The organism is Streptomyces sp. NBC_00443, from assembly GCF_036014175.1.
GTDB lineage: Bacteria > Actinomycetota > Actinomycetes > Streptomycetales > Streptomycetaceae > Streptomyces.
The window spans coordinates 681,760-704,388 of sequence record NZ_CP107917.1 but is presented as its reverse complement, the minus strand read 5'-3'; the positions used below and the strand labels follow the sequence as shown (position 1 = coordinate 704,388).

Below are 22,629 nucleotides of genomic sequence, written 5' to 3'. Positions count from 1 at the left end.
CATGAAGGAGCCGCATGTACCCCCCGCCCCGAATGAGTCCCGTCGGCCGCCGCAGAGCCACCGCGGTGCGCGCCCTCGTCCTGGTGCTCACCGCCGTCGCCGCCCTGCTGTTCGCGGCACCCGCCCCGGCCCAGGCGGCCACGGCACGTCAGATACCGGTGCCCGCCGCCCCCATGGGCTGGGCGTCCTGGAACGCGTTCGCCGCGAAGGTCGACCACAACGTCATCAAGAAGCAGGTCGACGCATTCGTGGCGGCAGGTCTGCCCGAGGCCGGCTACGAGTACATCAACATCGACGAGGGCTGGTGGCAGGGCACCCGCGACGGCGCCGGAAACATCACCGTCGACGAGACGGAGTGGCCGGGCGGCATGAAGGCCATCGCCGACTACATCCACAGCAAGGGACTCAAGGCCGGCATCTACACCGACGCCGGCAAGGACGGCTGCGGCTACTACTTCCCGACCGGCCGCCCGGCCGCGCCCGGCTCGGGCAGCGAGGGCCACTACGAGCAGGACATGCTGGCCTTCTCCCGGTGGGGCTTCGACTTCGTCAAGGTCGACTGGTGCGGCGGTGACGCCGAGGGCCTCGACCCTAGGACGACCTACCAGGCGATCAGTGACGCCGTCGCCGGGGCGAGCGCGACCACCGGCCGCCCGCTCGCCCTCTCCCTGTGTAACTGGGGCTACGACAACCCCTGGAACTGGGCCCCGGGCATGGGCCCGATGTGGCGGACGAACACGGACATCTTCTTCCACGGCGGCACACCGTCGTACGGCAACGTCCTGACCGCCTTCGACCGGAACATCCACCCCACGGCACAGCACACCGGCTACTACAACGACCCCGACATGATGGTGGCCGGCATGACGGGCCTGACCGCCGCCCAGAACCGCAGCCACATGAACCTGTGGGCGATCTCCGGCGCCCCGCTGCTCACCGGACTCGACCTCACCACCCTCACCGCCGAGACGACGAGCATCCTCACCAACCCCGAGGTCATCGCCGTCGACCAGGATCCGCGCGGCCTGCAGGGCGTCAAGGTCGCCGAGGACACCACCGGTCTCCAGGTCTACGGCAAGGTCCTGTCCGGCAGCGGCAATCGTGCCGTCGTCCTGCTCAACCGCACGTCGACCACGCAGAACATGACCGTCCGCTGGTCCGACCTCGGCCTGACGAACGCCGCCGCGACCGTCCGTGACCTGTGGGCCCGGCAGAACCTCGCCACCACCGGCACGAGTCACACCACGAGCGTCCCGGCGGGCGGCTCGGTGATGCTCACGGTCACCGGTGGCACGGAGCAGTCCGCGAGCACCTACAGCGGCACGTCGAGCTTCTCCGGTGTGGCCGCGGGAAGCGCCGGCCTGAAGACGGTCGAGATCTCCTACACCAACAACACCTCCACGGCCCGCACGGCCACGCTCACCGTGAACGGCCAGACCCCCACCAAGGTCTCCTTCCCGCCGACCGGCCCCACTGCGGGCAACATCTCCGTCAACGTCTCCCTCGCCAAGGGCAGCGCCAACACCATCTCCTTCTCCGGCGCCCCGACCCTCGACGGCATCGTCGTGCGACCGCTGCCCGGCAGGAACGGCACACTGATCACGGGTACCGGGTCCGGCCGGTGCGTCGACATCGACGACACCACCATCGCCAACGGCACCGACGCCCAACTGTGGGACTGCAATGGCGGCCAGAACCAGGTCTGGCAGTACAACAGCACCCGCAAGGAGCTGGTGGTCTACGGCAACAAGTGCCTCGACGCCTACAACCTCGGCACCACCAACGGCACCCGGGCGGTCATCTGGGACTGCAACGGCCAGAGCAACCAGAAGTGGAACCTCAACAGCGACGGCACCCTCACCAACGTCAACGCCGGGCTCTGCCTCGACGCTTACGGTGCGGCCACCGCGGGCGGCACCAAGCTGGTGCTCTGGAGCTGCAACGGCCAGGACAACCAGAAGTGGACGGTGAGCTAGCCCAGCAGGCCTAGGCGAGGCACACCACGAGAGCACCGAATGCCAGGGCGCAGGTCAGCAGCCCCCCGGCCAGCAGCCGGCGCCGCAGGTCCCGGTACCTCGCCTCGTACTCGTCCCGCAGTCTCCCGGCACGCGCCGCAGTGTGCTGCCAGGAGGCGCGGGCGAGTGCGAGGTACTCCGCCTCGAACCGCCGCTCCATCTCGTCCCGCTGGGTGTCCGTCAGCCAGTGCAGCGGCGCGCTGAAACGGGCGGCTGCCGTACGGCCCTCGTCGCGGGTCGCAGCGAGCAGGAGATGCCCCTCGACATCGTTCAGGAACTCGTCCGTGACGCTCACGCAGTGGTCAACTCCTTCTCCGGCGCGGGGGCGTGATGCAGATCGAACGCCGGGGACTCGGAACGGATCCGCGGCAGAGTGAGGAAGTTGTGCCGCGGCGGCGGGCAGGACGTCGCCCACTCCAGCGAGCGGCCGTAGCCCCACGGATCGTCGGTCTCGACCTTCGCCCCGTATTTCGCGGTCTTCCAGATGTTGTAGAAGAACGGCAGGAGCGACGCGCCGAGCACGAACGAGAAAACGGTCGACAGGCTGTTCAGCGCCGTCAGCCCTTCCACCGCCAGATAGTCGGGAATGCGGCGCTGCATTCCGTTCACGCCCAGCCAGTGCTGCACCAGGAAGGTGCCGTGGAAGCCGATGAACAGCGTCCAGAAGGTCATCTTGCCCAGGCGCTCGTCGAGCATCTTGCCCGTGAACTTCGGCCACCAGAAGTGGAACCCGGCGAACATGGCGAAGACGACGGTGCCGAAGACGACGTAGTGGAAGTGGGCGACGACGAAGTACGAGTCGGACACGTGGAAGTCCAGTGGCGGTGAGGCCAGGATGACACCGGTCAGACCGCCGAAGACGAAGGTGATCAGGAAGCCGACCGCCCAGAGCATCGGTGTCTCGAAGGACAACGAGCCCTTCCACATCGTGCCGATCCAGTTGAAGAACTTCACGCCTGTTGGTACGGCGATGAGGAACGTCATGAACGCGAAGAACGGCAACAGCACACCGCCGGTGACGTACATGTGGTGCGCCCACACCGTCACGGACAGACCCGCGATCGCGATGGTCGCAGCGATCAGACCCATGTAGCCGAACATCGGCTTGCGGGAGAAGACCGGAATCACTTCGGAAATGATTCCGAAGAATGGCAGGGCGATGATGTACACCTCTGGATGGCCGAAGAACCAGAAGAGGTGTTGCCATAGCAAGGCCCCGCCGTTGGCGGCATCGAAGATGTGGGCGCCGAACTTGCGGTCCGCCTCCAGCGCGAACAGTGCCGCCGCGAGGACGGGGAAGGCGAGCAGGACCAGGACGGCCGTCAGCAGCACGTTCCACACGAAGATCGGCATGCGGAACATGGTCATGCCGGGGGCGCGCATGCAGATGATCGTGGTGATGAAGTTGACCGAGCCGAGGATGGTGCCGAAGCCGGAGAAGGCCAGACCCATGATCCACATGTCGGCGCCGATGCCCGGGCTGCGGACCGCGTCCGACAGCGGGCTGTAGGCGAACCAGCCGAAGTCGGCCGCGCCGCTCGGGGTGAGGAAGCCGCCGACCGCGATGAGCGAGCCGAACAGGTACAGCCAGTAGGCGAACATGTTCAGCCGCGGGAACGCCACATCCGGCGCGCCGATCTGCAGCGGCATGATCCAGTTCGCGAAGCCGGCGAACAGCGGCGTCGCGAACATCAGCAGCATGATCGTGCCGTGCATCGTGAACGCCTGGTTGAACTGCTCGTTCGACATGATCTGCAGACCCGGCCGGGCGAGCTCGGCGCGCATGAACAGCGCCATCACGCCGCCGATGCAGAAGAAGGCGAACGAAGTGACCAAATAGAGCGTTCCGATCGTCTTGTGGTCAGTGGTGGTCAGCCACTGGACGACCTTGGTGTCTGTGACGTTTCTGATCCTCTTCACGCCCCGCCTGTGTCCGCGGTCCACCCGCACGTCACACTCGGGGGACGCGACAAGAATCACGGAAACGGGTGTGACGATCCGGCCGGTGCCGGACACGAACGGAACATGAGCAACGACGAGATCTTCGCCGCTGCCTATCGCGAGCACTACTGGGCGGTCAGCCGCTATGTCGCGCGGCGACTGGACGGGCGTACGAGTGAGGTCGAGGAAGTGGTGGCGGAGGTGTTCACCGTCGCCTGGCGGCGCCGGGACGACCTCCCGGCAACACCGCTGCCCTGGCTGTACGGCGTGGCACGCAACTGCCTGGCGAACGCGGTACGCGGCTACGGGCGCCGGCGGCGGCTGGTCGACCGGCTCGGCAACGACGAGAGCGCGCACGGCCGGCACATCGTGGACAGCCCCGACGCGGAGGCGCCGGGCGCCTGGGTGCACGAGGCGCTGCACCGGCTGTCCCCGGCCGACCAGGAGGTCCTGCGGCTGACGGCGTGGGAGGAACTGGCCGTCGAGGAGGTCGCCGTGGCACTGGGCTGCGGCAGGCGGGCCGCGGCCATGCGGCTGCACCGGGCCCGGCGCCGACTCAGAGCCGAGATCGACCGAATGAGCCCGACGACCGTGTCCAAGGAACGAAGCCATGGCTGACGAACTCGAACTGCTGCGCCAAGCCAACCCGGTACCGGTCGACGGCCCCCACTTCGGCGACGGCCCGCTGGACCACGACGCCGAACGCCACCTCGACCGGCTGCTGCACAAACGCACCGCCGCTGCCGTCCCCCGCCGCCGCACCCGCGTGGCCTGGGGTCTCGCGGCCACGGGCGTCGTCGCCGCGCTCGTGTCGGCGTTGCTGTTCACCGGCCAGACGACGGCCCCCGCTGTCGCCGCACCGCGGCCCCTGATCGTGCAGGCCGACTCCTCGCCCGTCCCGCTGAAGCAACTGGCCGAGCGTGCAGAGCTGGCGGCGGCGGACGACTCGCCCGCGCTGCGCAAGGGCACGCACGTACAGGCGTGGAGCCTGGCAATGAGCGACAAGAAGCCGCCGATCACCCTCCCCATCGAGACCATCGTGCGGTGGAACGCCGACGACAGCCACACGGAGATCGTCGTGGCGACCGACCCACGCCACCCCGGCCGACCGGTCCTGACCGACGAGGACGGCGAGCCGCGTCCGGTCGAGGACGGCCATGTCCTCAGCAGGCAGACGTACCCGCGCAGTTGGAGCGACGCCCCGCCGCAGTCGCCGCCTCCCACCGACGTCGCAGGCCTGCGTGCCTACCTGCAGGAGGTCGCGTACAGCAAGACCGCGCTGACCACCGGCGAGCTCCTCGACGCCGTCGCGTCGCTGCTCGGCACCTGGACCCTCGGCGCCCGCGAGTCGGCGACCCTCGCGCAACTCCTAGCGGACACGGAGGGGCTCAAGCCCCTCGGCCAGGTGACGGACCGTCTCGGACGGCGCGGACAGGCCTACGCTCTGGACCGGACCGGCACCCGCGAGATGCTGATCATGGACCCGGCCACCGGGGCCGTACTGGGCCTTGAGACGACCTTCACGAAGGCGGATCCGGAGTACGGTGTCAAGGCCGGTGACGTGATGTCGTACAGCGCCTGGATGCGCTGATCACCCTCGATGCCGACTGCGCCGGGTACGGACCACACGCGGCGACGGAGGAAGTCGGCGAGGCCGCACCGCTCGCAGCGCCGTCCGTGCGAGAGCGGCGGACAGCAGGCGCCCCGCCGCGGAGACCGGCCATCGCCGCCCGGACCGGACCGGGCGTGACCGGCCCGCGGCGGCCCGCGCCGAGAAGGTCCAGCTCAGCCGTGACGTGACCTGGACCTCCGGCAGCGTCCTCCCTACTCGTCCCATGCCTCGATGATGATCTGCCAGGCGATCCTGCCGTCCCGCAACGTGATCATCGACTCGGACATGACGCGCACACCGTCCGCGTACTCACAGGACTCGCTGTAGGCCGCGCGGTCGCCCTGGACCACGCATGCCTCCAGCTTGTGCGTCATGTCGCGGTTGTAGACGTCGGTCAGCATGTCGGTGATCTCGCTACGGCCGTGCAGCACCTTCGGGTGGCTGGGCTGGGCGTTGCGGTTCACGACGCGTATCTCGGCGTCGTCCGTGTACAGCGACAGAAGCGTCTCCGGGCTCTGTCCTTCCACGGCCCGGCGCAGTGTCTCGGTGTCGAAAGACGGGCGTGCAGCGGTGCCCATGGTGACCTCCTCCGAGGCCCGCGGCAGGACGAGGAGCGGCCGCGACGGCCTCATCTCCGAGAGTCCTCCGCCCCGCCGGACTCGGCAAGCCCAGCCGAACCGACGTGCCCTACCCGGCCCGTCCACGCACCGGAATCCCCGTCCAGGAAGTGGAATCCGGGCGGTGGGTGCATGAGGAAGTCGTGGTGGGAGATGTTCCACGCATACGCCCCCGCCAGAGCGAACGCCACCCGGTCCCCGGCCCGCAGCCCAGGGGCCGCGACTCGTCGGGCCAGGACGTCCTTCGGGGTGCACAGCTGACCGGCCAGCGTGATCCTCCCCGCGACTTCGTCCGGGGGGACCCCCGTCTTGCTTCGCGCGTCCTCGGCGTTCGGCCGTGGCCAGGGGTGCGGCCAGGCGTCCACCGGCAGGACGGAGCACGGCTGGTCGTGCCCCTTGGCCGCCGGGGTCCGCAGGTGGTGCGTGCCGCCCCGCACGACGGCGAACAGCTCGCCGTGACTGCGCTTCACGTCCAGCACCTCGGTGGCGTACCAGCCGCAGTACGCCGTGAGCGCCCGGCCCGGCTCGATGCGCAGGGTCAGGTCCGGGTGCCGCCCGGTCAGCCGGGCAAGCCCCTCGCCGTACGTCTCCCAGTCGAAGCGCCGCTCCGGGGCGGCATAGTCGACGTGCATGCCGCCGCCGACGTTCACTTCGGCGAGCCGGACCCCGAGCCCGGTCGCCCACGCGACGACGGACTCGGCCACCGCCACCTGCTCCGGAGCGTCGAGCCCACTAGCCAGGTGGGCGTGCACACCGCGCAGTTCGAGCTGCGGGTACGTGCCGTCCGTCAGCGCGCCGATCACCGCTTCGGCCCGCTCGGGGTCCATGCCGAACGGGGTCGGCCGGCCGCCCATCGCGAGCGAGCTGCCCGCCAACGACCCGTCGGCCACCGGAAGGTTGACGCGCGGCAGCACCGCCACCCGTCGCCCGGGCGTCACGCGTCGTGCCAACTCGGCCAGCATGCGCAACTCGTGGGTGCTCTCGACGTGGAAGCGCTCGACTCCCGCCTCCAGCGCGGCAGTCACCTCGTCGGGTGTCTTGCCGGGGCCGCCGAAGGCGAGCGGACGGCCGGGCACCGCCTTGGCGACATGGGTGAGTTCGCCGCCCGAGGAAACCTCGTAGTGACCTGGCCCGCGCCATCGCAGTTCTTGCACGTGCCCAGCAGGACGCCGTCTGGAACCGCCAACAGATCGCCAACCAGCTCCGCTCCCTGCTGCGTGAGTACTACCCAGCTGCCCTGGCAGCCGTGGAGACCTGGAAAAAGGGCCTCTGCCGACCCGAGGCCCACGAACTCCTCCGCCTCGCTCCCACGCCGACGCGAGCCGCAAGACTGACCCGTGCGCAACTCCGGTCGGCCCTCAAGCGGGCCGGCCGCCAGCGCGGCATCGAAGCGGAAGCCGACCGCCTCCACGAGGTCCTCCGAGGCGACTGGGCTCATCAGCCGCCACTCGTCGAGGACGCTCTCGGCAAGCAGATGCTCGCCCTGCTCATTCAGCTCGAAGCCGCCTCCAGGGCTGCCACCGACCTCGAAGAGGCGGTGGACGAAGCATTTCCTCAGCACCCGGACATCATCCTCAGTTTCCCCGGCCTCGGCGTCCAGCTCGGCGCCCGGGTGCTGGCCGAGATCGGTGACGACCGGAAGCGCTTCTCTGACGCCCGTGGGCTGAAGGCCTATGCCGGCGCGTCACCCATCACCAGGGCATCCGGCAAGAAGTCCAGCGTCACCAGGCGCTGGGTGAAGAATGACCGCCTCAACCATGCCGGCTACCTCTGGGCCTTCTCTGCCATCAGCGCCTCTCCCGGCGCCAAGACGCACTACCGCAAGCGCCGTGACGACCATGGCGACTGGCACGCAGCGGCCCAGCGCAACCTCTTCAACCGCATGCTCGGCCAGCTCTACCACTGCCTCCAGCAGCACGAGCTGTTCGATGAACAGACGGCGTTTCCTTCTACTACTGCCGGAGCTCTAGAGGCGGCGTCACCAGGCTGCAGGCCGTGAATAGGCTTCCGCCCATGGCCAGTGAATCTTTTCCCTACAACCGGTTCCTAGGTGAGTTTCAGGAACTGGCACATGGTCGCCCCGACGGCCCTGCACTTCGCGACTCGGTCCGCGGCCACGCCGCCCCGGGCGAGGAGAAGCTGGTGCGTTATCTCCGTTCAGGATCTGCCCTCGCCGTCACCGGATCACCAGTCCATGACGCGCTGAGCAACGAACTCATCGGCGCGTTGGAGCTGCACACTGACGGCGAGTGGTTCTGGTACTCAGACCTCGCTCACTACGTCGAGCGCTACCACGTCCCGCTGGACGAGACCTTCGTCGATCACGCACGCGCACACCACTGGACTCCACCCAAGCTCTCTGCGGAAGACCTCATCCAGATCGGAGACACTCTGGACGCGGCGCTCGATGCCGAAGACGCCGGAGACACGCAGGCTTGACGAGTTAGGCGCCTGAGGTGTCTGTCCGAGATCGTGCAGCACCATCACCACGGTGCGGCCCGCCTCGGCGTGCAGGGCGGCGACCAGGTCGAGGACGTCGAGCTGGTGCCGCAGGTCGAGGAAGGTGGTGGGCTCGTCGAGCAGGAGCAGCTCGGTGTCCTGCGCCAACGCCAGCGCGATCCAGGCACGTTGGCGCTGACCGCCGGACAGCTGGTCGACGGGTTGGTCGCGCAGGACTGCGGTTCCGGTGCGCTCCAGGGCCTCGTCCACCGCCTTCTGGTCGGTGGCCGACCAGGGGCTCAGCAGCCGCTGGTGCGGATACCGGCCCAGGCGCACCAGCGCCTCGACGGTGATCGCCTCCGGCGTGACCGGCTGCTGCGGCAGCAGACCCATGCGCAGGGCCAGCGCCCGCGCGGACATCCGGTGGATGTCGGCGCCGTCGAGAGTGACACTGCCGGCGGCCGGCGCGAGCAGCCGGCTGAGCCCCCTCAACAGGGTCGACTTTCCACAGGCGTTGGGCCCGACGATCGCGGTGACGGCGCCGCCGGGCAGCGTGAGGTCCAGGTCGCCGACGACGAGGCGGTCGCCGTAGCGCAGGCGGAGGCCCTGGGTGGAGAGCTCGTTGGTGGTGGTCATGTGCGGCTCCTGAAGACCGGTGGGGATTCTTGGCCTACGCCGGTCATTCGCGCCTCGTGGGGACGCGGGCGCCCTGGCGCGGTACGAAGGCGAGCAGCCGTAGTGCGCCGAGCGTGGTGGCGACGCGCCGCCGCGCAGGGGCGGGCGGAGGTCCGGTGGGGATTCCTGGCGTACGCAGGTCACCCGTGGCTCCTGCGGACGGGCGTGCTCTGACGCAGCATCAGCACCAGTAGCCAGGGCGCGCCGAGCGTGGCGGTGACCGCTCCGACCGGCAGCCCCTCGATCGGCAGGAGGTGCTGCACCACCAGGTCGGAGGCGAGCAGCAGCACCGCCCCGGTGAGCCCGGCCAGCGCCAGGGAGGCGCCGGTCGGCGGGCCGGTGACGAACCGCACGATGTGCGGCACCGCGAGTGCCACGAAGGTCACGGGACCGGCGAGCGCGGCGGCCAGCGACGCCAACGTGACAGCGACGACGAGGAGTTGGAGGCGTGCCCGGGACGTGTCGAGGCCGAGCGCGCCCGCCGAGTCGTCCCCGAGGTCGAGCACGGCCAGTCGGCGGTGCATGACCAGAGCGGCGGCGAGCGCGAGCACCATGGCGCCGCCCGCTCCCCACACCTCCGTCCAGGTCCGCCCGTACACCGAACCGGTGGTCCACTGCAGCGCCGACCCGGCGAGCTCGGCCGGGAAGCGCACGATCATCAGGTTCACGGCGGCCGCGAGCCCCGCCTGCACGGCGAGCCCGGTCAGCACGAGCCGGGTGACCGCGAGGCCCGAGCCCCAGGCGAACACCCCCAGCAGCAGGGCCGCGAGCAGCCCGCCGGCCAGCGCCCCCACGGGGATCAGTGCCTGCGAGGCTCCGGCCGCGATCAGCGCGACCGCGCCCAGCGAGGCCCCGCCGGTCACGCCCATGACGTCGGGAGAGGCCAGCGGGTTGCGGAACAGCCGCTGCAGCATGCATCCGGCGGCGCCGAGCCCGGCACCGGCGACGATCGCCGCGAGGGACCGAGGCGCCCGGAGCTGCTGCACCACCAGCACGTCCCCGGGATCCCCGAGCCCCAGCAGCGCGCGCAGTGCCGTGCCCGCGCGCATCGGCATCTCACCCGTCGTCAGGGACACGGTGAGCAGCACGCACAGCAGGGCCAGGGCGGTCACCGCGAACAGCAGGACGCGGCGCCGGAGCCGGGCACGGGACGTGGACTTCGCGCGTACCGTGGAGAGGACCGTGACGCTCATCGGGCCACCTTCCGGGCCAGCAGCGCCAGCAAGGGCGCGCCGAGGAACGCGGTCACGATGCCGACCTCCAGCTCAGAGGGACGGATCACCATCCGGCCGAGCACATCCGCCGTGAGCAGCAGCAGCGGACCCGCGATCAGACAGCCGGGGACCAGCAGCCGGTGGTCGCCGCCCAGCTGGGGCCGTACGAGATGAGGCGCGGCGAGGCCGGTGAAGGCGATCGGACCGGCCACCGCCACCGCCGACCCGGCGAGCAGGACGACCGCGATCCCGCCGGCCAGCCGGATCCGGGACACCGGCACCCCGATCGCCTGGGCCGAATCGTCGCCCAGGGCAAGGGCGTTGAGGGCGGGGGAGACGGCCAGCGCGACGACCAGGCCGAGCAGCAGCGTCGGCAGGACCGGCCACAGAACGTCCAGGGAGCGCCCGGAGAGCGACCCGGCCAGCCAGAAACGGGCCTCGTCCAGCGTGCGCTGGTTCATCAGCATCACCGCCGACGTCCAGGACAGCAGCACGAGTTGGAGCACGGTGCCGCCCAGTGCCAGCCGTACGGGATCGATGTCCCCGGCCCGGCGGGCCAGCACCTGGGCGAACAGGGCGGCCCCGGCCGCACCGGCGAACGCGAACCACACATACTGCGCAGGGCTGTTGAGTCTCAGCGCGAAGATGGCGACGACGACCGCGAAACCGGCGCCCGCGTTGATGCCGAGGGTGGTCGGCGAGGCGAGCGGATTGCGGGTGATGCCCTGGGCGACGGCCCCGGCCACCCCGAGCGCGGCGCCGACCGCGAGCCCGATGACGGTCCGCGGCAGGCGCAGCCCGGTCACCACCAGGGCCTCGCGTCCGTGAACGTTCCCGAGCAGAGCGTCGGCCACCGTGCCCAGGGGCACGGAGCGGGCCCCGAGGGCAAGGCTGAGGGCGGCGCAGAGCACCAGAGCGGCGAGGTCGGTGAGGAAGAGGGGTACGTGCCTGAGGGCACGGAAGGGCACACCGGCGGGTGCGCCCTGTTGGGTCGCAGTCACAAACCGTGAGCTTAGGTTAGCCTTGCTTTATATTTCAACTGCTATGTGATCACTGTGATGGTCGCGATAGGTGATCAGTCGTCGTGAACCGCGGAGACCCCACCTGGCATTTTCCGCTTGATCATGAGTGTAAGGTAAGCCTTACCCACCCGGCTTTCGCTGAAACCCGCACAGGAGCGCCGATGTCCGTGGCCCTGACGACCCCGCCGGCCGGCGCCGTCGCGCGTACGCTCCGTGACGCCTATGCACGGCTGAACGATCTCTGCGACGTCCTCTCCGTACGGATCGCCGAGCCCGGTGGTGACGAGGCCGGAGCGGGAGTGTCGGCGGCGGAGCTGGCGAAGGACGAGGCCGTGCTCGACGCCTTCATCGCGGCGGAGGCGGCCCGGATTCACGATCGCTACGGGACAGTTCCGCGTCGCGACGTCGCAGCCTCGCGCGCCTTGCACGACTACGCCTGGTCGGTCTCACTCCTCATGAGCGGCGTCTGGTACCTGGAACGCCGCGTGCCGCGGATCCGGCCCGAGGACCTGCGCCTGGATCTCGGCCCGGCCGAGTTCACCCTCACACCGGGGAGCGACCTCGCCTGCCTGGCCGACGACCGGGCGGCCCTGTTGCCGGGCGTGCTGACGGTTCCTCATGAGGAGGCCCTGCGCGCCGAGTTGCGCGCTGCCGTCGCCGATCACATGGGGCCGCTCCTGGACGCGATAGGCCCCGTCACGCGCCGCCGCTCACGCGCCCTGTGGGGCATGGTCGCCGATGACCTGGTCTCGGGCATCTGGTACCTGGGCCGCACACTCGGCCGCGAGGACGACGCCGTCGAGGCGGCCACCCGGCTGCTGCCGACCGCGGTGACCCCGTATCCCGACGGCGCCGGCTTCCGTCACCTGACGACCGACGACGGCCGCCGGCACCCGACGCGCACCCGCACCGGGTGCTGCATGTACTACACGATCCGCCCGGCCGAGGCGTGCGCCACCTGCCCCCGCACCTGTGACGCGGAGCGGCTGCGCAGGCTCCAGGGCTGAACCGGCCGGGCACGGCGCCGCCCGGGCGCCGTCACTCGGTGCCGACAGACTGAGGCCGGTCGGCTGCCGTCACTCCGCCGTCGCCAGGAACTGCGTCGCCGCCAGCTCCGCGTAGAGCGGGTCGGCCGCCACGAGTTCGCGATGCGTGCCCACCGCGCGCACCCGGCCCCCGTCCATCACAACGATCCGGTCGGCCATCGTCACCGTCGACAGGCGATGTGCGACGACCAGAACCGTCGTCGTACGGGCCACATCGGCGACCGTGTCGCGCAGCGCCGCCTCGTTCACCGCGTCCAGCTGCGAGGTCGCCTCGTCCAGGAGCAGCAGCCGGGGTCGGCGCAGCAGGGCGCGGGCGATGGCGACACGCTGGCGTTCGCCGCCGGACAGCTTGGTGCCCCGGTGACCGACGAGCGTGTCGACGCCGCCGGGCAGCCGGGCGACCAGGCCGTCGAGACGGGTCGTCTTCAACACGCGGGTGACGGCGGTGTCGTCCGCGTCGGGATTGCCCAGCAGCAGGTTGTCGCGCAGCGAACCCGACAGGACCGGGGCGTCCTGCTCCACATAGCCGATCGCCGACCGCAGTTGTGACAGCTCCCAGTCCGCCAGGTCCCGCCCGTCGAGTGTGATGGTCCCGGACTCGGGGTCGTAGAACCGCTCTATGAGGGAGAACACGGTGGTCTTGCCCGCACCCGACGGTCCGACGAAGGCGGTCATGCCCTGCCCGGGCACGGCGAACGTCACCCCGTGGTGGACGTACGGCAGATCGTCGGCGTACCGGAACCGGACGTCGTCGAAGGCAAGCGCGGCGGGTTCCGCCCCGGCCGAGGGCAACGGGGCGGGCGCGGTGGCCGGTTCGGCGGGCAGTTGCAGTGCCTCCTGGATCCTGGCGAGCGCCGCCGCGCCGGTCTGGTACTGCGTGATCGCGCCGACGACCTGCTGGATCGGCGACATCAGATAGAAGACGTACAGCAGGAACGCGACCAGCGTGCCCACGTCGATCGCCCCGGTCGCCACCCGCGCCCCGCCCACCGCGAGCACCGTGATGAACGCTATCTGCATCGCGAGTCCGGCCGTGTTGCCCGCCGCTGCCGACCACTTGGCGGCCCGCACGCTCTGCCGCCACGACTCCTCGGCGGCCTCGTGCAGCGTCCGCTCCTCCCGGTGCTCGGCGCCGGACGCCTTCACCGTGCGCAGCGCGCCCAGGATCCGCTCCAGCGAGGCCCCCATCACCCCGACGGCGTCCTGCGCCTGCCGGCTGGCCCGGTTGATGCGCGGCACGATCACGCCGAGGATCGTGCCCGCGCCGAGGATCACAGCGAGGGTGACCAGCAGCAGCACCGGTTCCACCACACCCATCATCGCCACCGTCGCCACCAGGGTGAGCCCCCCGGTGCCGAAGCCCACGAGCGAGTCGGTCGTGACCTCGCGCAGCAGTGTCGTGTCCGAGGTGATGCGGGCCATCAGATCACCCGGCTCACTGCGGTCCACTGCGGTGATGCGCAGCCTGAGCAGATACGACGACAGGGTGCGTCGCGCCCCGAGCACCACCGACTCGGCGGTGCGCTGCAGTACGAACGAACCGAGCGCGCCCACCGCCGCGTTGGCCACGACCAGCCCGGACATGATCACCAACGCCCCGGTGATGGCCCGGTCGTGGGACAGGTCGTCGATCAACCCCCGTGCCACCAGCGGCAGGAGCAGCCCCGTGGCCCCGGTGACCAGTGAGAGCACGGCACCCACCAGCAGGGTCCACCGGTGCGGGCGCACATAGCCCAGGAGCAGCCGCCAGGTGGGCGGGGCTGATTCGGTCGCTGCGATGCTCACGGGGCTCCTTGGGAGTCGTACGGAGCCTTCAGGCTACGTCGGCACCCGCCCGCGCAGCCTGCCAGTTCCGTGTCACCGCGACCGCCAGGGGCCGCTGCGCACCCACGGGCAGACAGCCGTCCAGCATGCCGGTCAGGACGTCGCCCGGCCCGAGCTCGACGCAGACCGTCACACCGTCGCGGTGCAGCCGGCCGACCGCGTCCGCGAAACGGACCGGCGCGCGGATCGCCCGCACCCATAACTCCGGCGTCGCTGCCTCGGCCCCGACCGGCTCGGCGGTGGAGTCGGAGAGGAGGGGGTTTGAGCAGCGGCGGCAGGCCCTTTGAGTGAGGGGGTGAGGCGGCTCGGGATGCTTGATCCTCCAGCGTGGGGCCGGTCCGCGGTAGGGGCTGGCGCGATCGGCCATAGTTGAATTCAACAAAGTCTGGTCAGAGCCACAGGGGCAGGGCGTGACAGTTGCCGTCGTTGATACGGAGTGGACGGTAGCCATCCCGATCTGACTGACCTGGCCGGATGACGTCTGTCGCACCCCCTTACCGATCAGTCACAACTAGGGTCGGCAGTGGACGAAGACCCGCCGAGGGAAGGGTGGAGCACATGGCGCAGGAAGTACGCGGCGTGATCGCACCGGGCAAGGACGAGGCCGTGCGCGTGGAGACGATCGTCGTGCCGGACCCGGGGCCGGGAGAAGCCGTCGTACAGGTCCAGGCCTGCGGGGTCTGTCACACCGACCTGCACTACAAACAGGGCGGCATCAGCGACGACTTCCCCTTCCTGCTGGGCCACGAGGCGGCCGGCGTCGTGGAGTCGGTCGGCGAGGGCGTCACGGACGTCGCGCCCGGCGACTTCGTGATCCTCAACTGGCGTGCGGTGTGCGGGCAGTGCCGGGCCTGTCTGCGCGGCCGGCCGTGGTACTGCTTCGCCACCCACAACGCGACCCGGAAGATGACCCTCGCCTCGGACGGCCGCGAACTCTCCCCGGCGCTGGGCATCGGAGCCTTCGCCGAGAAGACCCTGGTCGCCTCGGGACAGTGCACCAAGGTCGACCCGGCGGTCACCCCGCAGGTGGCCGGGCTGCTGGGCTGCGGGGTAATGGCGGGCATCGGCGCCGCGATCAACACCGGCAACGTCGGGCGGGGCGACACCGTCGCCGTGATCGGGTGCGGCGGCGTCGGGGACGCCGCGATCGCCGGGTCGAACCTGGCGGGCGCGGCGAAGATCATCGCCGTGGACATCGACGACCGCAAGCTCGACAAGGCCCGCACGATCGGCGCCACCCACACCGTCAACTCGCGCGAGACCGACCCGGTGGAGGCGATCCGTGAGCTGACCGGTGGGTTCGGCGCCGACGTCGTCATCGAGGCGGTCGGCCGTCCGGAGACGTACCAGCAGGCCTTCTACGCCCGCGACCTCGCCGGCACGGTCGTCCTCGTCGGCGTGCCCACCCCGGAGATGAAGCTGGAGCTGCCGCTGCTGGACGTCTTCGGACGCGGCGGCGCGCTGAAGTCGTCCTGGTACGGCGACTGCCTGCCCTCCCGCGACTTCCCGATGCTGATCGACCTGCACCTCCAGGGCCGTCTGGACCTGGACGCGTTCGTCACCGAGACCCTCCAGCTCGACGAGGTGGAGAAAGCGTTCGAGCGGATGCACCACGGCGACGTCCTGCGCTCGGTGGTGATGCTCTGATGACCGCCCGCATCGAACGCCTCGTCACCTCCGGCCAGTTCAGGCTCGACGGCGGCAGCTGGGACGTCGACAACAACGTGTGGCTCGTCGGTGACGACCACGAGGTGATCGTCATCGACGCCGCCCACGACGCCGACGCCATCGTCAAGGCCGTCGGCGGCCGCCGCCTCACCGCGATCGTGTGCACCCACGCCCACAATGACCACATCGACGCCGCGCCCGCCCTCGCCGACCGCACCGGCGCCACGATCTGGCTCCACCCCGACGACCTGCCGCTGTGGAAGCAGACCCACCCGGACCGCGACCCCGACGCCCACCTCGTGGACGGGCAGATCATCGAGGGCCCGGGCGTCGACCTGACGGTCCTGCACACCCCGGGGCACGCGCCGGGCGCCGTATGCCTGTACGACGCCGGACTGGGCGCCGTCTTCACCGGCGACACCCTCTTCCAGGGCGGCCCCGGCGCCACCGGCCGTTCCTACTCCCACTTCCCGACGATCATCGACTCGATCCGCACCCGCCTGCTCGCCCTCCCGCCCGAGACCAAGGTCCTCACCGGCCACGGCGACGCGACCACCATCGGCGCGGAGGCACCCCAGCTGCAGGAGTGGATCGACCGCGGCCACTGACGCACCGGGCGCGCGCCTGCGCCCGGCCGGGTGACCCCACGGCAGGACCGGAGCAAGACCAGCAAAAGACGACAGAAGATGTCCGGCTTACCCGGCACCCTCGAAGACGACATCGCTCGCAGAGGGCCGGGCGCACAGGGTCGGGAGGCCGGACATGTCACAGCCGTTGAAGGACAAGGTCGCACTCGTCGCAGGCGCGACACGGGGCGCCGGACGCGGCATCGCCGTGGAGCTCGGGGCGGCCGGCGCGACCGTCTACGTGACGGGACGCAGCACGCGCACCCGGCGCTCCGAGTACGACCGCCCCGAGACGATCGAGGACACCGCGGACCTCGTCACCGAAGCGGGCGGGCACGGCGTGGCCGTACCCACCGATCACCTCGACCCCGCCCAGGTCCGCGTCCTCGTGGACCGCATCGCGGACGAACAGGGCCGCCTCGACGTCCTCGTCAACGACGTCTGGGGCGGCGAGAGGCTCTTCGCCTGGGACAGCCCCGTCTGGGAGCACGACCTCGACAAGGGCCTCCGGCTGCTCCGGCTCGGGGTCGAGACGCACGCGATCACCAGTCACCACGCCCTGCCCCTGCTCCTGCGCCACCCCGGCGGACTGGTTGTCGAGATGACCGACGGCACGGCCGAGTACAACGGCGACAACTACCGGAACTCCTTCTTCTACGACCTCGCCAAGGCATCCGTCCTGCGCATGGCCTTCTCCCTCGGCCATGAACTCGGACCGCGCGGCGCCACCGCGGTCGCACTCACCCCGGGCTGGCTGCGCTCGGAGATGATGCTCGACGCGTTCGAGGTGCGCGAGGACAACTGGCGCGACGCCCTCGAACGCGTCCCGCATTTCGCCATCTCCGAGACCCCGCGCTACGTGGGCCGCGCAGTCGCCGCCCTGGCCGCCGACCCCGACGTGGCCCGCTGGAACGGCGAGTCCCTCTCCAGCGGGCAGCTCGCGCCGGTCTACGGCTTCACGGACCTCGACGGCAGCCGGCCCGACGCCTGGCGGTACCTCGTGGAGGTCCAGGACGCGGGCAAGCCGGCGGACACGACCGGCTACCGCTGACCGGCTACCGCTGAGGGGGCAGCGGGTTCATGGCCGGGAGCGGCCATCGCGCCGAGTGGCCCGGCGGCAGGCCCAGATCGTCGCGTACGGCCGCGTAGTAGCCCTCGCGGCCGGCGCGCTGCCGCTCCAGCAGCGCCTGCCAGGCCGCACGGTCATCCCGGCCCTCCCGCACGAACCGTTCCATCTCCATCGCCGCCACGACCCAGACCCGCGCCTTCTCCACCACCTCGCGGCTGCCCAGCATGATCAGCGCCTCACCCGAGGGGTCCCGGCGCAGGCTCGCCTCGGCCAGCAGCGGCTGGGCCTCCTCCAGGCTCAGGGGATCCGGGCACGGATCGACACCCGCCCGCGCCGCGACCCGGTACGTCACCGTGACCGTCTTCTTCACCGACTGCGCGTACTCGGCGTACACCGTGAGCCGCCGCTCCTCCCAACGTGCCGTCTGCTCCCGCCGGAACCTCATCCGGTCTCCCCGCACGACCGCCATGTACGAACCGAGCGCGCCGATCACGACGCCTATGAGCGCGGGGAGTTGTTGCATGAACACGGACATGGACGCACGCTATCTGCCCGGATGATCCTTCCGGCACTACGGTTCGGTCCATGACGGACACAACGCGCTTCGCAGGTCATACGGTCCTGATCACCGGCGCGGCCCGCGGTATCGGCGCGGCGACCGCCCGCCGGCTGGCTGAGGAGGGGGCCCGCGTGCTCGTGACGGACGTGGACGGGCCCGAGGCCGAGCAGACCGCGGTGAGGCTGCGGGGACAGGGGCTCGCGGTGGAGGCGTCGGCATGCGACGTCGCCGACCTCGCGTCCGTCGAGGCGGCCGTCGCCCTCGCCGTCGACGCCTTCGGCTCGCTCGACGTCCTGGTCAACAGCGCGGCCTCCTGCTCACCCGACACCGCGCTCTTCGAGGACGGTCCGGACGAGGCGTGGGCCCGCGACCTCGACGTCACCCTGACCGGCACGTACCGCTGCTGCCGTGCCGCACTCCCGCACCTGGCCGCCACCGGCCGCGGAGCCATCGTGAACATCGGCTCCGTCAACGGTCTGCAGGACTTCGGCAACCACGCCTACAGCGCCGCCAAGGCCGGACTCGGCTCCTCACCCGCACCCTCGCCGGGCACGCCGCCGCCCGCTCGGTCCGCGTCAACCTGGTGACGCCGGGCACGGTGCGGACCTCGGCGTGGGAGGGACGGGAGGCGGAGCTCGACGCGATCCGCCCGCTGTACCCGCTGGGCCGGGTCGGTGAGCCCGAGGACATCGCAGCCGCGGTCGCCTTCCTGGCGTCCCGCGACGCCGCCTGGATCACCGGTGCCACCCTCACCGTCGACGGCGGCCTCACCGCGGTGAACACCGGGTTCCGGGCAGCGGTGCGCCGCCCGGGCGACGCCTGAAACTTCTCGCTCACCGAGTGAGCCAGGACACATGGGTCACATTCAGGCCTGGCGAAATTTCACCGTTCGGTCACAGCCGGGCGCGCGCCACAACCGAAGCCCTCTTACAGCGGTCTACCTGGCAGAAGTCCACAGGAACACCCAAGGGAGAGGCCCGGCCATGGGGGACATACGCAGACGGCGTGCCGTCGCACTCGGTATCACCACAGGACTGGTCGCACCGCTCGCGATGACGCTCGCCGCCGCACCGGCGCAGGCAGCTCCGAGCTGCACGACGCAGGCCGGCCCGTATCAGAAGAAGGTGGAGAAGTTCCTCGGCCGACCGGTCGACGGCAAGCAGTCCAGCGCCGACTGCAAGGCCATCCAGGCCTTCCAGACCAAGCACGGCATCACCCCGAACGCCGGCTACGCGGGTCCTGTCACGTGGGGTGTGATGGACCTGATGAACAAGCAGAAGGCCGTCGGCAAGAACCCCAACAAGGACGGCAAGTGCCCCGTCAACAAGGGCCGCATCGCCTGCGTGAACCTCACGCTCCAGCTGAGCTGGATCCAGGACGGGAAGAAGCTCGTGTACGGCCCGGTGCCGGTCCGCACCGGCCGGAACGGCTACGAGACGCGCACCGGCCTGAAGAAGATCTACTGGCGGAACATCGACCACGTGTCGACCATCTACGACGTGCCGATGCCGTACTCCCAGTTCTTCGACGGCGGCCAGGCCTTCCACTCGGTCGGCGTCAGCATGTGGAACCCGCCCGGCTCGCACGGCTGCGTCAACATGACCAAGACCGACGCGAAGAAGTACTGGTCGCTGCTGAAGAACGGCGATGACGTCTACGTGTACGGCCGCAAGCCGGGCACCTGAGTCAGGGCAGGCACCCGGCTCGCGAGTCGAGGTCGGAGAAACGTCACGCCTCGGGCGCGTCCCCGAAGTCCGGGATCTCCAGCCTGGCCCCGCCCTGCCGAGCAGACTCGTGCGCCACGATGCCCGGCAGGGTGTAGCGGGCGGCCACCCACGCGTTCACGGACGGCAGCGTGCGGGAGTTGACGGCGGTCACGAAGTCGTCCACCAGGAAATGGTGGCTGCCCTCGTGGCCGTTGTGCAGGTTGTCGAAGGACCGCGGCAGCCGGGCGCGGTCGTGCACCGGCGCCGACCCCGAGGTGAAGGCCGCCCGCAGCTCCGGCGCGATGTGCCGGAGCGACGGGTCGTCGGGGGACATGGTGGGCTTGGGCTCCAGCAGCTCACTGATGTCCTTGACGCCCTTTTTGTCCTGCCAGAAGGCCACGGTGGCGAGCTGCTCCATGCTCGCCTCGGTGCCGAAGAACCGGAACCGCGACTCCCGTATGTGCGACGGGTAGCCGACCCGACGGAACTCGTTCGTACGGAACGAGCCACCGCCCGCGACCTCGAACAGCGCGGTCGCGTTGGACACGTCGTTGCCGAACTGGCTGACGTTCTTGTCGAAGACCCCGTCACCCCGGTCGTCCACGACCCCGATCGCCGACACGCTCACCGCGTGCGTCTGCCAGGCCCCCAGCACACCGCCCACCGCGTGCGTCGGGTACAGCAGCGGGGGATAGCTGGCGGTCGCCTTCCAGTTCTCGCCGCCGCTGTACTGGTACGCCTCGTAGAACCCCAGGTCCATGTCGTGGACGTAGTCGCCCTCGGCGTAGAAGAGCCGCCCGAAGGCGCCCTCCGCGATCTGGTTGCGTGCGTGCACGGTTGCCGGGTTGTACTCGCTGGTCTCGCCCATCATGTAGGTCAGGCCGGTCGCCTTGACCGCGTCGATGATCGCCGCGATCTCCTCCGTGGTGATCGCCATGGGGACCGCGGAGTAGACGTGCTTGCCGGCGTTCAGGCCCTGGAGCACCAGCGGCCCGTGGGTCCAGCGCTGGGTGAAGATGGCGACCGCGTCGACGGCCGCCGACTCCAGCATCGCCTCGTACGAGGGGAAGGTGCCGGCCAGTCCCTGTGCGTCGGCGAGCTGCTCGGCTCGCTCGGGCAGCAGATCGGTGACGTACACGTCGCTGACACCGGGGTGGGCCTGGAACAGCGTGGCGAACTGGCCGGAGAACTGGCCGGCGCCGACGATGCCGAGGGAGAACGTCATGGAGTGTGTGCCTTTCACTGGCCGAGGATGAGGTTGATCTGGTCGTTGGTCCTGGTCAGGCCGCTCGCCGGGGCGTCGTTGGCGTAGACGTCCTGCATGGCGGGGCGCATCAGGGAGTACACGTCCGCCGCGTGGTCGGTGATCGGGAAGGAGAACGTGGTGGAGTTCTTCCTGTCGGTGACCGGTTCGGTGAACGCGGACACGTCGATGCCCTTCTTGCCGTACGCGGCCACGGCCGCGTCGGTGCCGTCAGGGGTCGCGGGGAAGACGATGCCGTAGCCGCCGACGGCCTTCTGGCACTCGTTCGAGGCGAGATACCGCACCCACTTCTTTGCGCCCTCCTTGTTGCGGGCGTTCTTGGTGACGGAGTCGGCGAGGCCGTTCATCATGGTGGCCCGCTTGCCGGTCGGGCCGGTCGGCGTGGGTGCGGTGCCGACGTCGAGCCCCTTGGTGCCGTAGTAGGTGGAGATCATCCAGGCGCCGTCCAGGGCGGTCGCCGCCTTACCGGAGGCGACCTGGGCGTTGGCCGGGTTGGCGCCGTCGGTGTAGTCGGTGAAGGGCGCCAGGTAGCCCTTCTTCGCCAGGCCGAAGTACCAGTCGACCACCGACTGGAAGGTCTTGCTGTCGTACTGGTACTTGGTGCCCCAGCGCGCCTGGTCCGTGTAGTGCCAGCCCGCCGAGGCGACGAACGGGCTCCAGGTGGTCTGCCCGTCGGCGTCGCCCGCGCCGCCCGTCGCCATCCCGTACACCTTGACGTTGTTCTTGTCGAAGCCCTCCTCGTCACCGCGCTTGCCGTTCTTGTCGACGGTCAGATGCGCGATGGCCTTCTCGAAGGTGCCGCCGTCCTTCGGGTTCCAGGAGAGGCTGCCGAGTCCGTCGGCGGTGAGCCCGGCCTCCTTGACCATCTTCTCGTTGTAGAAGAGGGCGACGGTGTCCCAGTCCTTGGGCGCGCCGTAGCGATGGCCGTCCTGGCCCTTCCAGTTGGCGGCCAGTCCCGCCTGGTAGGCCGAGTCGTCGATGCCCAGGTCGTCCAGCGGTTCGAGCACGTTCAGGTCGGCGAACTGCCCGAACTTCTGGATGTGGTCGGTGAAGACGTCCGGCTCGGTGCCCGCGATGAAGCTCGCGGTGAGCTTGGTCCAGTAGTCGGCCCAGCCCATCTGTGTGATCTTCACGTTCAGGCCCGGGTTCTGCTTCTCGAACCCCTTCGCACAGGCCTGGTAGGCGGGCAGCTGGTTGGCGTCCCACAGCCAGTAGGTCACCGTGTTCCCGCCCGACCCGGCCGCGCCGCCCTGCGCGCAGCCGGTGGCCAGGGACAGCGCCATCGCCCCGGTCAAGGCCAGGATCGTACGCATCCGAACTCGCATCCCAGTC

Annotated in this window: 20 protein-coding genes and 2 pseudogenes; 10 read left to right on the top strand and 12 right to left on the bottom strand. The window is 70.1% G+C overall.

What is annotated here, in order from left to right:
- The first annotated feature begins 14 nt into the window (after positions 1-14).
- Positions 15-1,976, top strand: coding sequence for a ricin-type beta-trefoil lectin domain protein (locus tag OHO27_RS03195; RefSeq protein ID WP_328420055.1), 1,962 nt, complete (start codon positions 15-17; stop codon positions 1,974-1,976).
- Positions 1,977-1,986: 10 nt separating this feature from the next.
- Here OHO27_RS03195 and OHO27_RS03190 read toward each other — a convergent pair whose 3' ends face one another.
- Positions 1,987-2,310, bottom strand: a complete 324-nt coding sequence (locus OHO27_RS03190) for a hypothetical protein (RefSeq protein ID WP_328420053.1) — start codon at positions 2,308-2,310, stop codon at positions 1,987-1,989.
- Positions 2,307-3,926, bottom strand: coding sequence for an aa3-type cytochrome oxidase subunit I (ctaD, locus tag OHO27_RS03185; RefSeq protein ID WP_443059690.1), 1,620 nt, complete (start codon positions 3,924-3,926; stop codon positions 2,307-2,309). Before ctaD ends, OHO27_RS03190 begins: the two co-directional genes overlap by 4 nt.
- A 114-nt stretch (positions 3,927-4,040) precedes the next feature.
- Between ctaD and OHO27_RS03180 the strand changes: the two genes are divergently transcribed.
- Together OHO27_RS03180 and OHO27_RS03175 are read left to right on the top strand one after the other, a co-directional pair.
- Positions 4,041-4,574, top strand: a complete 534-nt coding sequence (locus OHO27_RS03180; protein ID WP_328420049.1) for an RNA polymerase sigma factor — start codon at positions 4,041-4,043, stop codon at positions 4,572-4,574.
- Positions 4,567-5,547, top strand: coding sequence for a CU044_5270 family protein (locus OHO27_RS03175; RefSeq protein ID WP_328420047.1), 981 nt, complete (start codon positions 4,567-4,569; stop codon positions 5,545-5,547). Before OHO27_RS03180 ends, OHO27_RS03175 begins: the two co-directional genes overlap by 8 nt.
- A 233-nt stretch (positions 5,548-5,780) precedes the next feature.
- Here OHO27_RS03175 and OHO27_RS03170 read toward each other — a convergent pair whose 3' ends face one another.
- Both OHO27_RS03170 and OHO27_RS03165 read right to left on the bottom strand, forming a co-directional pair.
- A complete protein-coding gene (locus tag OHO27_RS03170) occupies positions 5,781-6,146 on the bottom strand; it encodes a nuclear transport factor 2 family protein (RefSeq protein ID WP_328420045.1) in 366 nt (121 codons plus the stop codon).
- A 50-nt stretch (positions 6,147-6,196) separates the two neighbouring features.
- Positions 6,197-7,339, bottom strand: coding sequence for a type III PLP-dependent enzyme (locus tag OHO27_RS03165; RefSeq protein WP_328420043.1), 1,143 nt, complete (start codon positions 7,337-7,339; stop codon positions 6,197-6,199).
- Here OHO27_RS03165 and OHO27_RS03160 point away from each other — a divergent pair.
- Positions 7,288-8,184, top strand: a pseudogene (locus OHO27_RS03160) (transposase); the annotation flags it as partial. The gene OHO27_RS03165 and the pseudogene OHO27_RS03160 sit on opposite strands and share 52 nt — an antisense overlap.
- A 263-nt stretch (positions 8,185-8,447) precedes the next feature.
- On the opposite strand, the gene OHO27_RS03155 reads toward OHO27_RS03160, so the two are convergent.
- From OHO27_RS03155 to OHO27_RS03145, 3 genes are all read right to left on the bottom strand, one after another.
- Positions 8,448-9,260: an ABC transporter ATP-binding protein gene (locus OHO27_RS03155; protein WP_328420041.1), complete on the bottom strand. Its 813-nt coding sequence runs from the start codon at positions 9,258-9,260 to the stop codon at positions 8,448-8,450.
- 179 nt (positions 9,261-9,439) lie between these two features.
- Complete coding sequence (locus OHO27_RS03150) at positions 9,440-10,492, bottom strand: FecCD family ABC transporter permease (protein WP_328420039.1); 1,053 nt, start codon at positions 10,490-10,492, stop codon at positions 9,440-9,442.
- On the bottom strand, positions 10,489-11,481 hold the full coding sequence (locus OHO27_RS03145; protein ID WP_328430335.1) for a FecCD family ABC transporter permease: 993 nt from the start codon (positions 11,479-11,481) through the stop codon (positions 10,489-10,491). The genes OHO27_RS03150 and OHO27_RS03145 overlap by 4 nt, the downstream gene beginning before the upstream one ends.
- 215 nt (positions 11,482-11,696) lie before the next feature.
- Here OHO27_RS03145 and OHO27_RS03140 point away from each other — a divergent pair, with 215 nt between their 5' ends.
- Complete coding sequence (locus OHO27_RS03140) at positions 11,697-12,542, top strand: (2Fe-2S)-binding protein (protein WP_328420037.1); 846 nt, start codon at positions 11,697-11,699, stop codon at positions 12,540-12,542.
- Between the two features lie 69 nt (positions 12,543-12,611).
- Here OHO27_RS03140 and OHO27_RS03135 read toward each other — a convergent pair whose 3' ends face one another.
- A complete protein-coding gene (locus tag OHO27_RS03135) occupies positions 12,612-14,366 on the bottom strand; it encodes an ABC transporter ATP-binding protein (protein ID WP_328420035.1) in 1,755 nt (584 codons plus the stop codon).
- Between the two features lie 28 nt (positions 14,367-14,394).
- Positions 14,395-14,601 (bottom strand): hypothetical protein, encoded by a 207-nt coding sequence (locus OHO27_RS03130; RefSeq protein ID WP_328420033.1) that lies wholly within the window; start codon positions 14,599-14,601, stop codon positions 14,395-14,397.
- 362 nt (positions 14,602-14,963) lie between these two features.
- Between OHO27_RS03130 and OHO27_RS03125 the strand changes: the two genes are divergently transcribed.
- From OHO27_RS03125 to OHO27_RS03115, 3 genes are all read left to right on the top strand, one after another.
- Positions 14,964-16,052: an S-(hydroxymethyl)mycothiol dehydrogenase gene (locus OHO27_RS03125; protein WP_328420031.1), complete on the top strand. Its 1,089-nt coding sequence runs from the start codon at positions 14,964-14,966 to the stop codon at positions 16,050-16,052.
- Complete coding sequence (locus tag OHO27_RS03120) at positions 16,052-16,681, top strand: MBL fold metallo-hydrolase (RefSeq protein WP_328420029.1); 630 nt, start codon at positions 16,052-16,054, stop codon at positions 16,679-16,681. Before OHO27_RS03125 ends, OHO27_RS03120 begins: the two co-directional genes overlap by 1 nt.
- Before the next feature lie 154 nt (positions 16,682-16,835).
- Positions 16,836-17,750 carry an SDR family oxidoreductase gene (locus OHO27_RS03115; RefSeq protein ID WP_328420027.1) on the top strand — a complete coding sequence of 305 codons (915 nt, stop codon included), beginning with the start codon at positions 16,836-16,838 and terminating at the stop codon, positions 17,748-17,750.
- A gap of 4 nt (positions 17,751-17,754) precedes the next feature.
- Here OHO27_RS03115 and OHO27_RS03110 read toward each other — a convergent pair whose 3' ends face one another.
- Positions 17,755-18,303: a hypothetical protein gene (locus tag OHO27_RS03110; protein WP_328420025.1), complete on the bottom strand. Its 549-nt coding sequence runs from the start codon at positions 18,301-18,303 to the stop codon at positions 17,755-17,757.
- Between the two features lie 50 nt (positions 18,304-18,353).
- On the opposite strand from OHO27_RS03110, the pseudogene OHO27_RS03105 reads away from it, so the two are divergent.
- A pseudogene (locus tag OHO27_RS03105) lies at positions 18,354-19,150 on the top strand (SDR family NAD(P)-dependent oxidoreductase).
- A gap of 160 nt (positions 19,151-19,310) precedes the next feature.
- Positions 19,311-20,012: a L,D-transpeptidase family protein gene (locus tag OHO27_RS03100; RefSeq protein WP_328420023.1), complete on the top strand. Its 702-nt coding sequence runs from the start codon at positions 19,311-19,313 to the stop codon at positions 20,010-20,012.
- A 43-nt stretch (positions 20,013-20,055) separates the two neighbouring features.
- Here the strand turns inward: OHO27_RS03100 and OHO27_RS03095 are convergent, their stop codons facing one another.
- Positions 20,056-21,258 (bottom strand): Gfo/Idh/MocA family protein, encoded by a 1,203-nt coding sequence (locus OHO27_RS03095; protein ID WP_328420020.1) that lies wholly within the window; start codon positions 21,256-21,258, stop codon positions 20,056-20,058.
- 14 nt (positions 21,259-21,272) lie between these two features.
- Positions 21,273-22,622 carry an ABC transporter substrate-binding protein gene (locus OHO27_RS03090; RefSeq protein ID WP_328420019.1) on the bottom strand — a complete coding sequence of 450 codons (1,350 nt, stop codon included), beginning with the start codon at positions 22,620-22,622 and terminating at the stop codon, positions 21,273-21,275.
- Between the last annotated feature and the right edge of the window lie 7 nt (positions 22,623-22,629).

Excerpts from the sequence above, each read along its gene's own strand:
- OHO27_RS03110 (WP_328420025.1), bottom strand. The coding sequence starts at position 18,303 with ATGTCCGTGTTCATGCAACAACTCCCCGCGCTCATAGGCGTCGTGATC.
- OHO27_RS03140 (WP_328420037.1), top strand. The coding sequence starts at position 11,697 with ATGTCCGTGGCCCTGACGACCCCGCCGGCCGGCGCCGTCGCGCGTACG.
- OHO27_RS03090 (WP_328420019.1), bottom strand. The coding sequence starts at position 22,622 with ATGCGAGTTCGGATGCGTACGATCCTGGCCTTGACCGGGGCGATGGCG.
- OHO27_RS03195 (WP_328420055.1), top strand. The coding sequence starts at position 15 with ATGTACCCCCCGCCCCGAATGAGTCCCGTCGGCCGCCGCAGAGCCACC.
- OHO27_RS03155 (WP_328420041.1), bottom strand. The coding sequence starts at position 9,260 with ATGACCACCACCAACGAGCTCTCCACCCAGGGCCTCCGCCTGCGCTAC.
- OHO27_RS03170 (WP_328420045.1), bottom strand. The coding sequence starts at position 6,146 with ATGGGCACCGCTGCACGCCCGTCTTTCGACACCGAGACACTGCGCCGG.
- OHO27_RS03115 (WP_328420027.1), top strand. The coding sequence starts at position 16,836 with ATGTCACAGCCGTTGAAGGACAAGGTCGCACTCGTCGCAGGCGCGACA.
- OHO27_RS03095 (WP_328420020.1), bottom strand. The coding sequence starts at position 21,258 with ATGACGTTCTCCCTCGGCATCGTCGGCGCCGGCCAGTTCTCCGGCCAG.
- OHO27_RS03120 (WP_328420029.1), top strand. The coding sequence starts at position 16,052 with ATGACCGCCCGCATCGAACGCCTCGTCACCTCCGGCCAGTTCAGGCTC.
- OHO27_RS03100 (WP_328420023.1), top strand. The coding sequence starts at position 19,311 with ATGGGGGACATACGCAGACGGCGTGCCGTCGCACTCGGTATCACCACA.
- OHO27_RS03125 (WP_328420031.1), top strand. The coding sequence starts at position 14,964 with ATGGCGCAGGAAGTACGCGGCGTGATCGCACCGGGCAAGGACGAGGCC.
- OHO27_RS03175 (WP_328420047.1), top strand. The coding sequence starts at position 4,567 with ATGGCTGACGAACTCGAACTGCTGCGCCAAGCCAACCCGGTACCGGTC.
- OHO27_RS03180 (WP_328420049.1), top strand. The coding sequence starts at position 4,041 with ATGAGCAACGACGAGATCTTCGCCGCTGCCTATCGCGAGCACTACTGG.
- OHO27_RS03150 (WP_328420039.1), bottom strand. The coding sequence starts at position 10,492 with ATGAGCGTCACGGTCCTCTCCACGGTACGCGCGAAGTCCACGTCCCGT.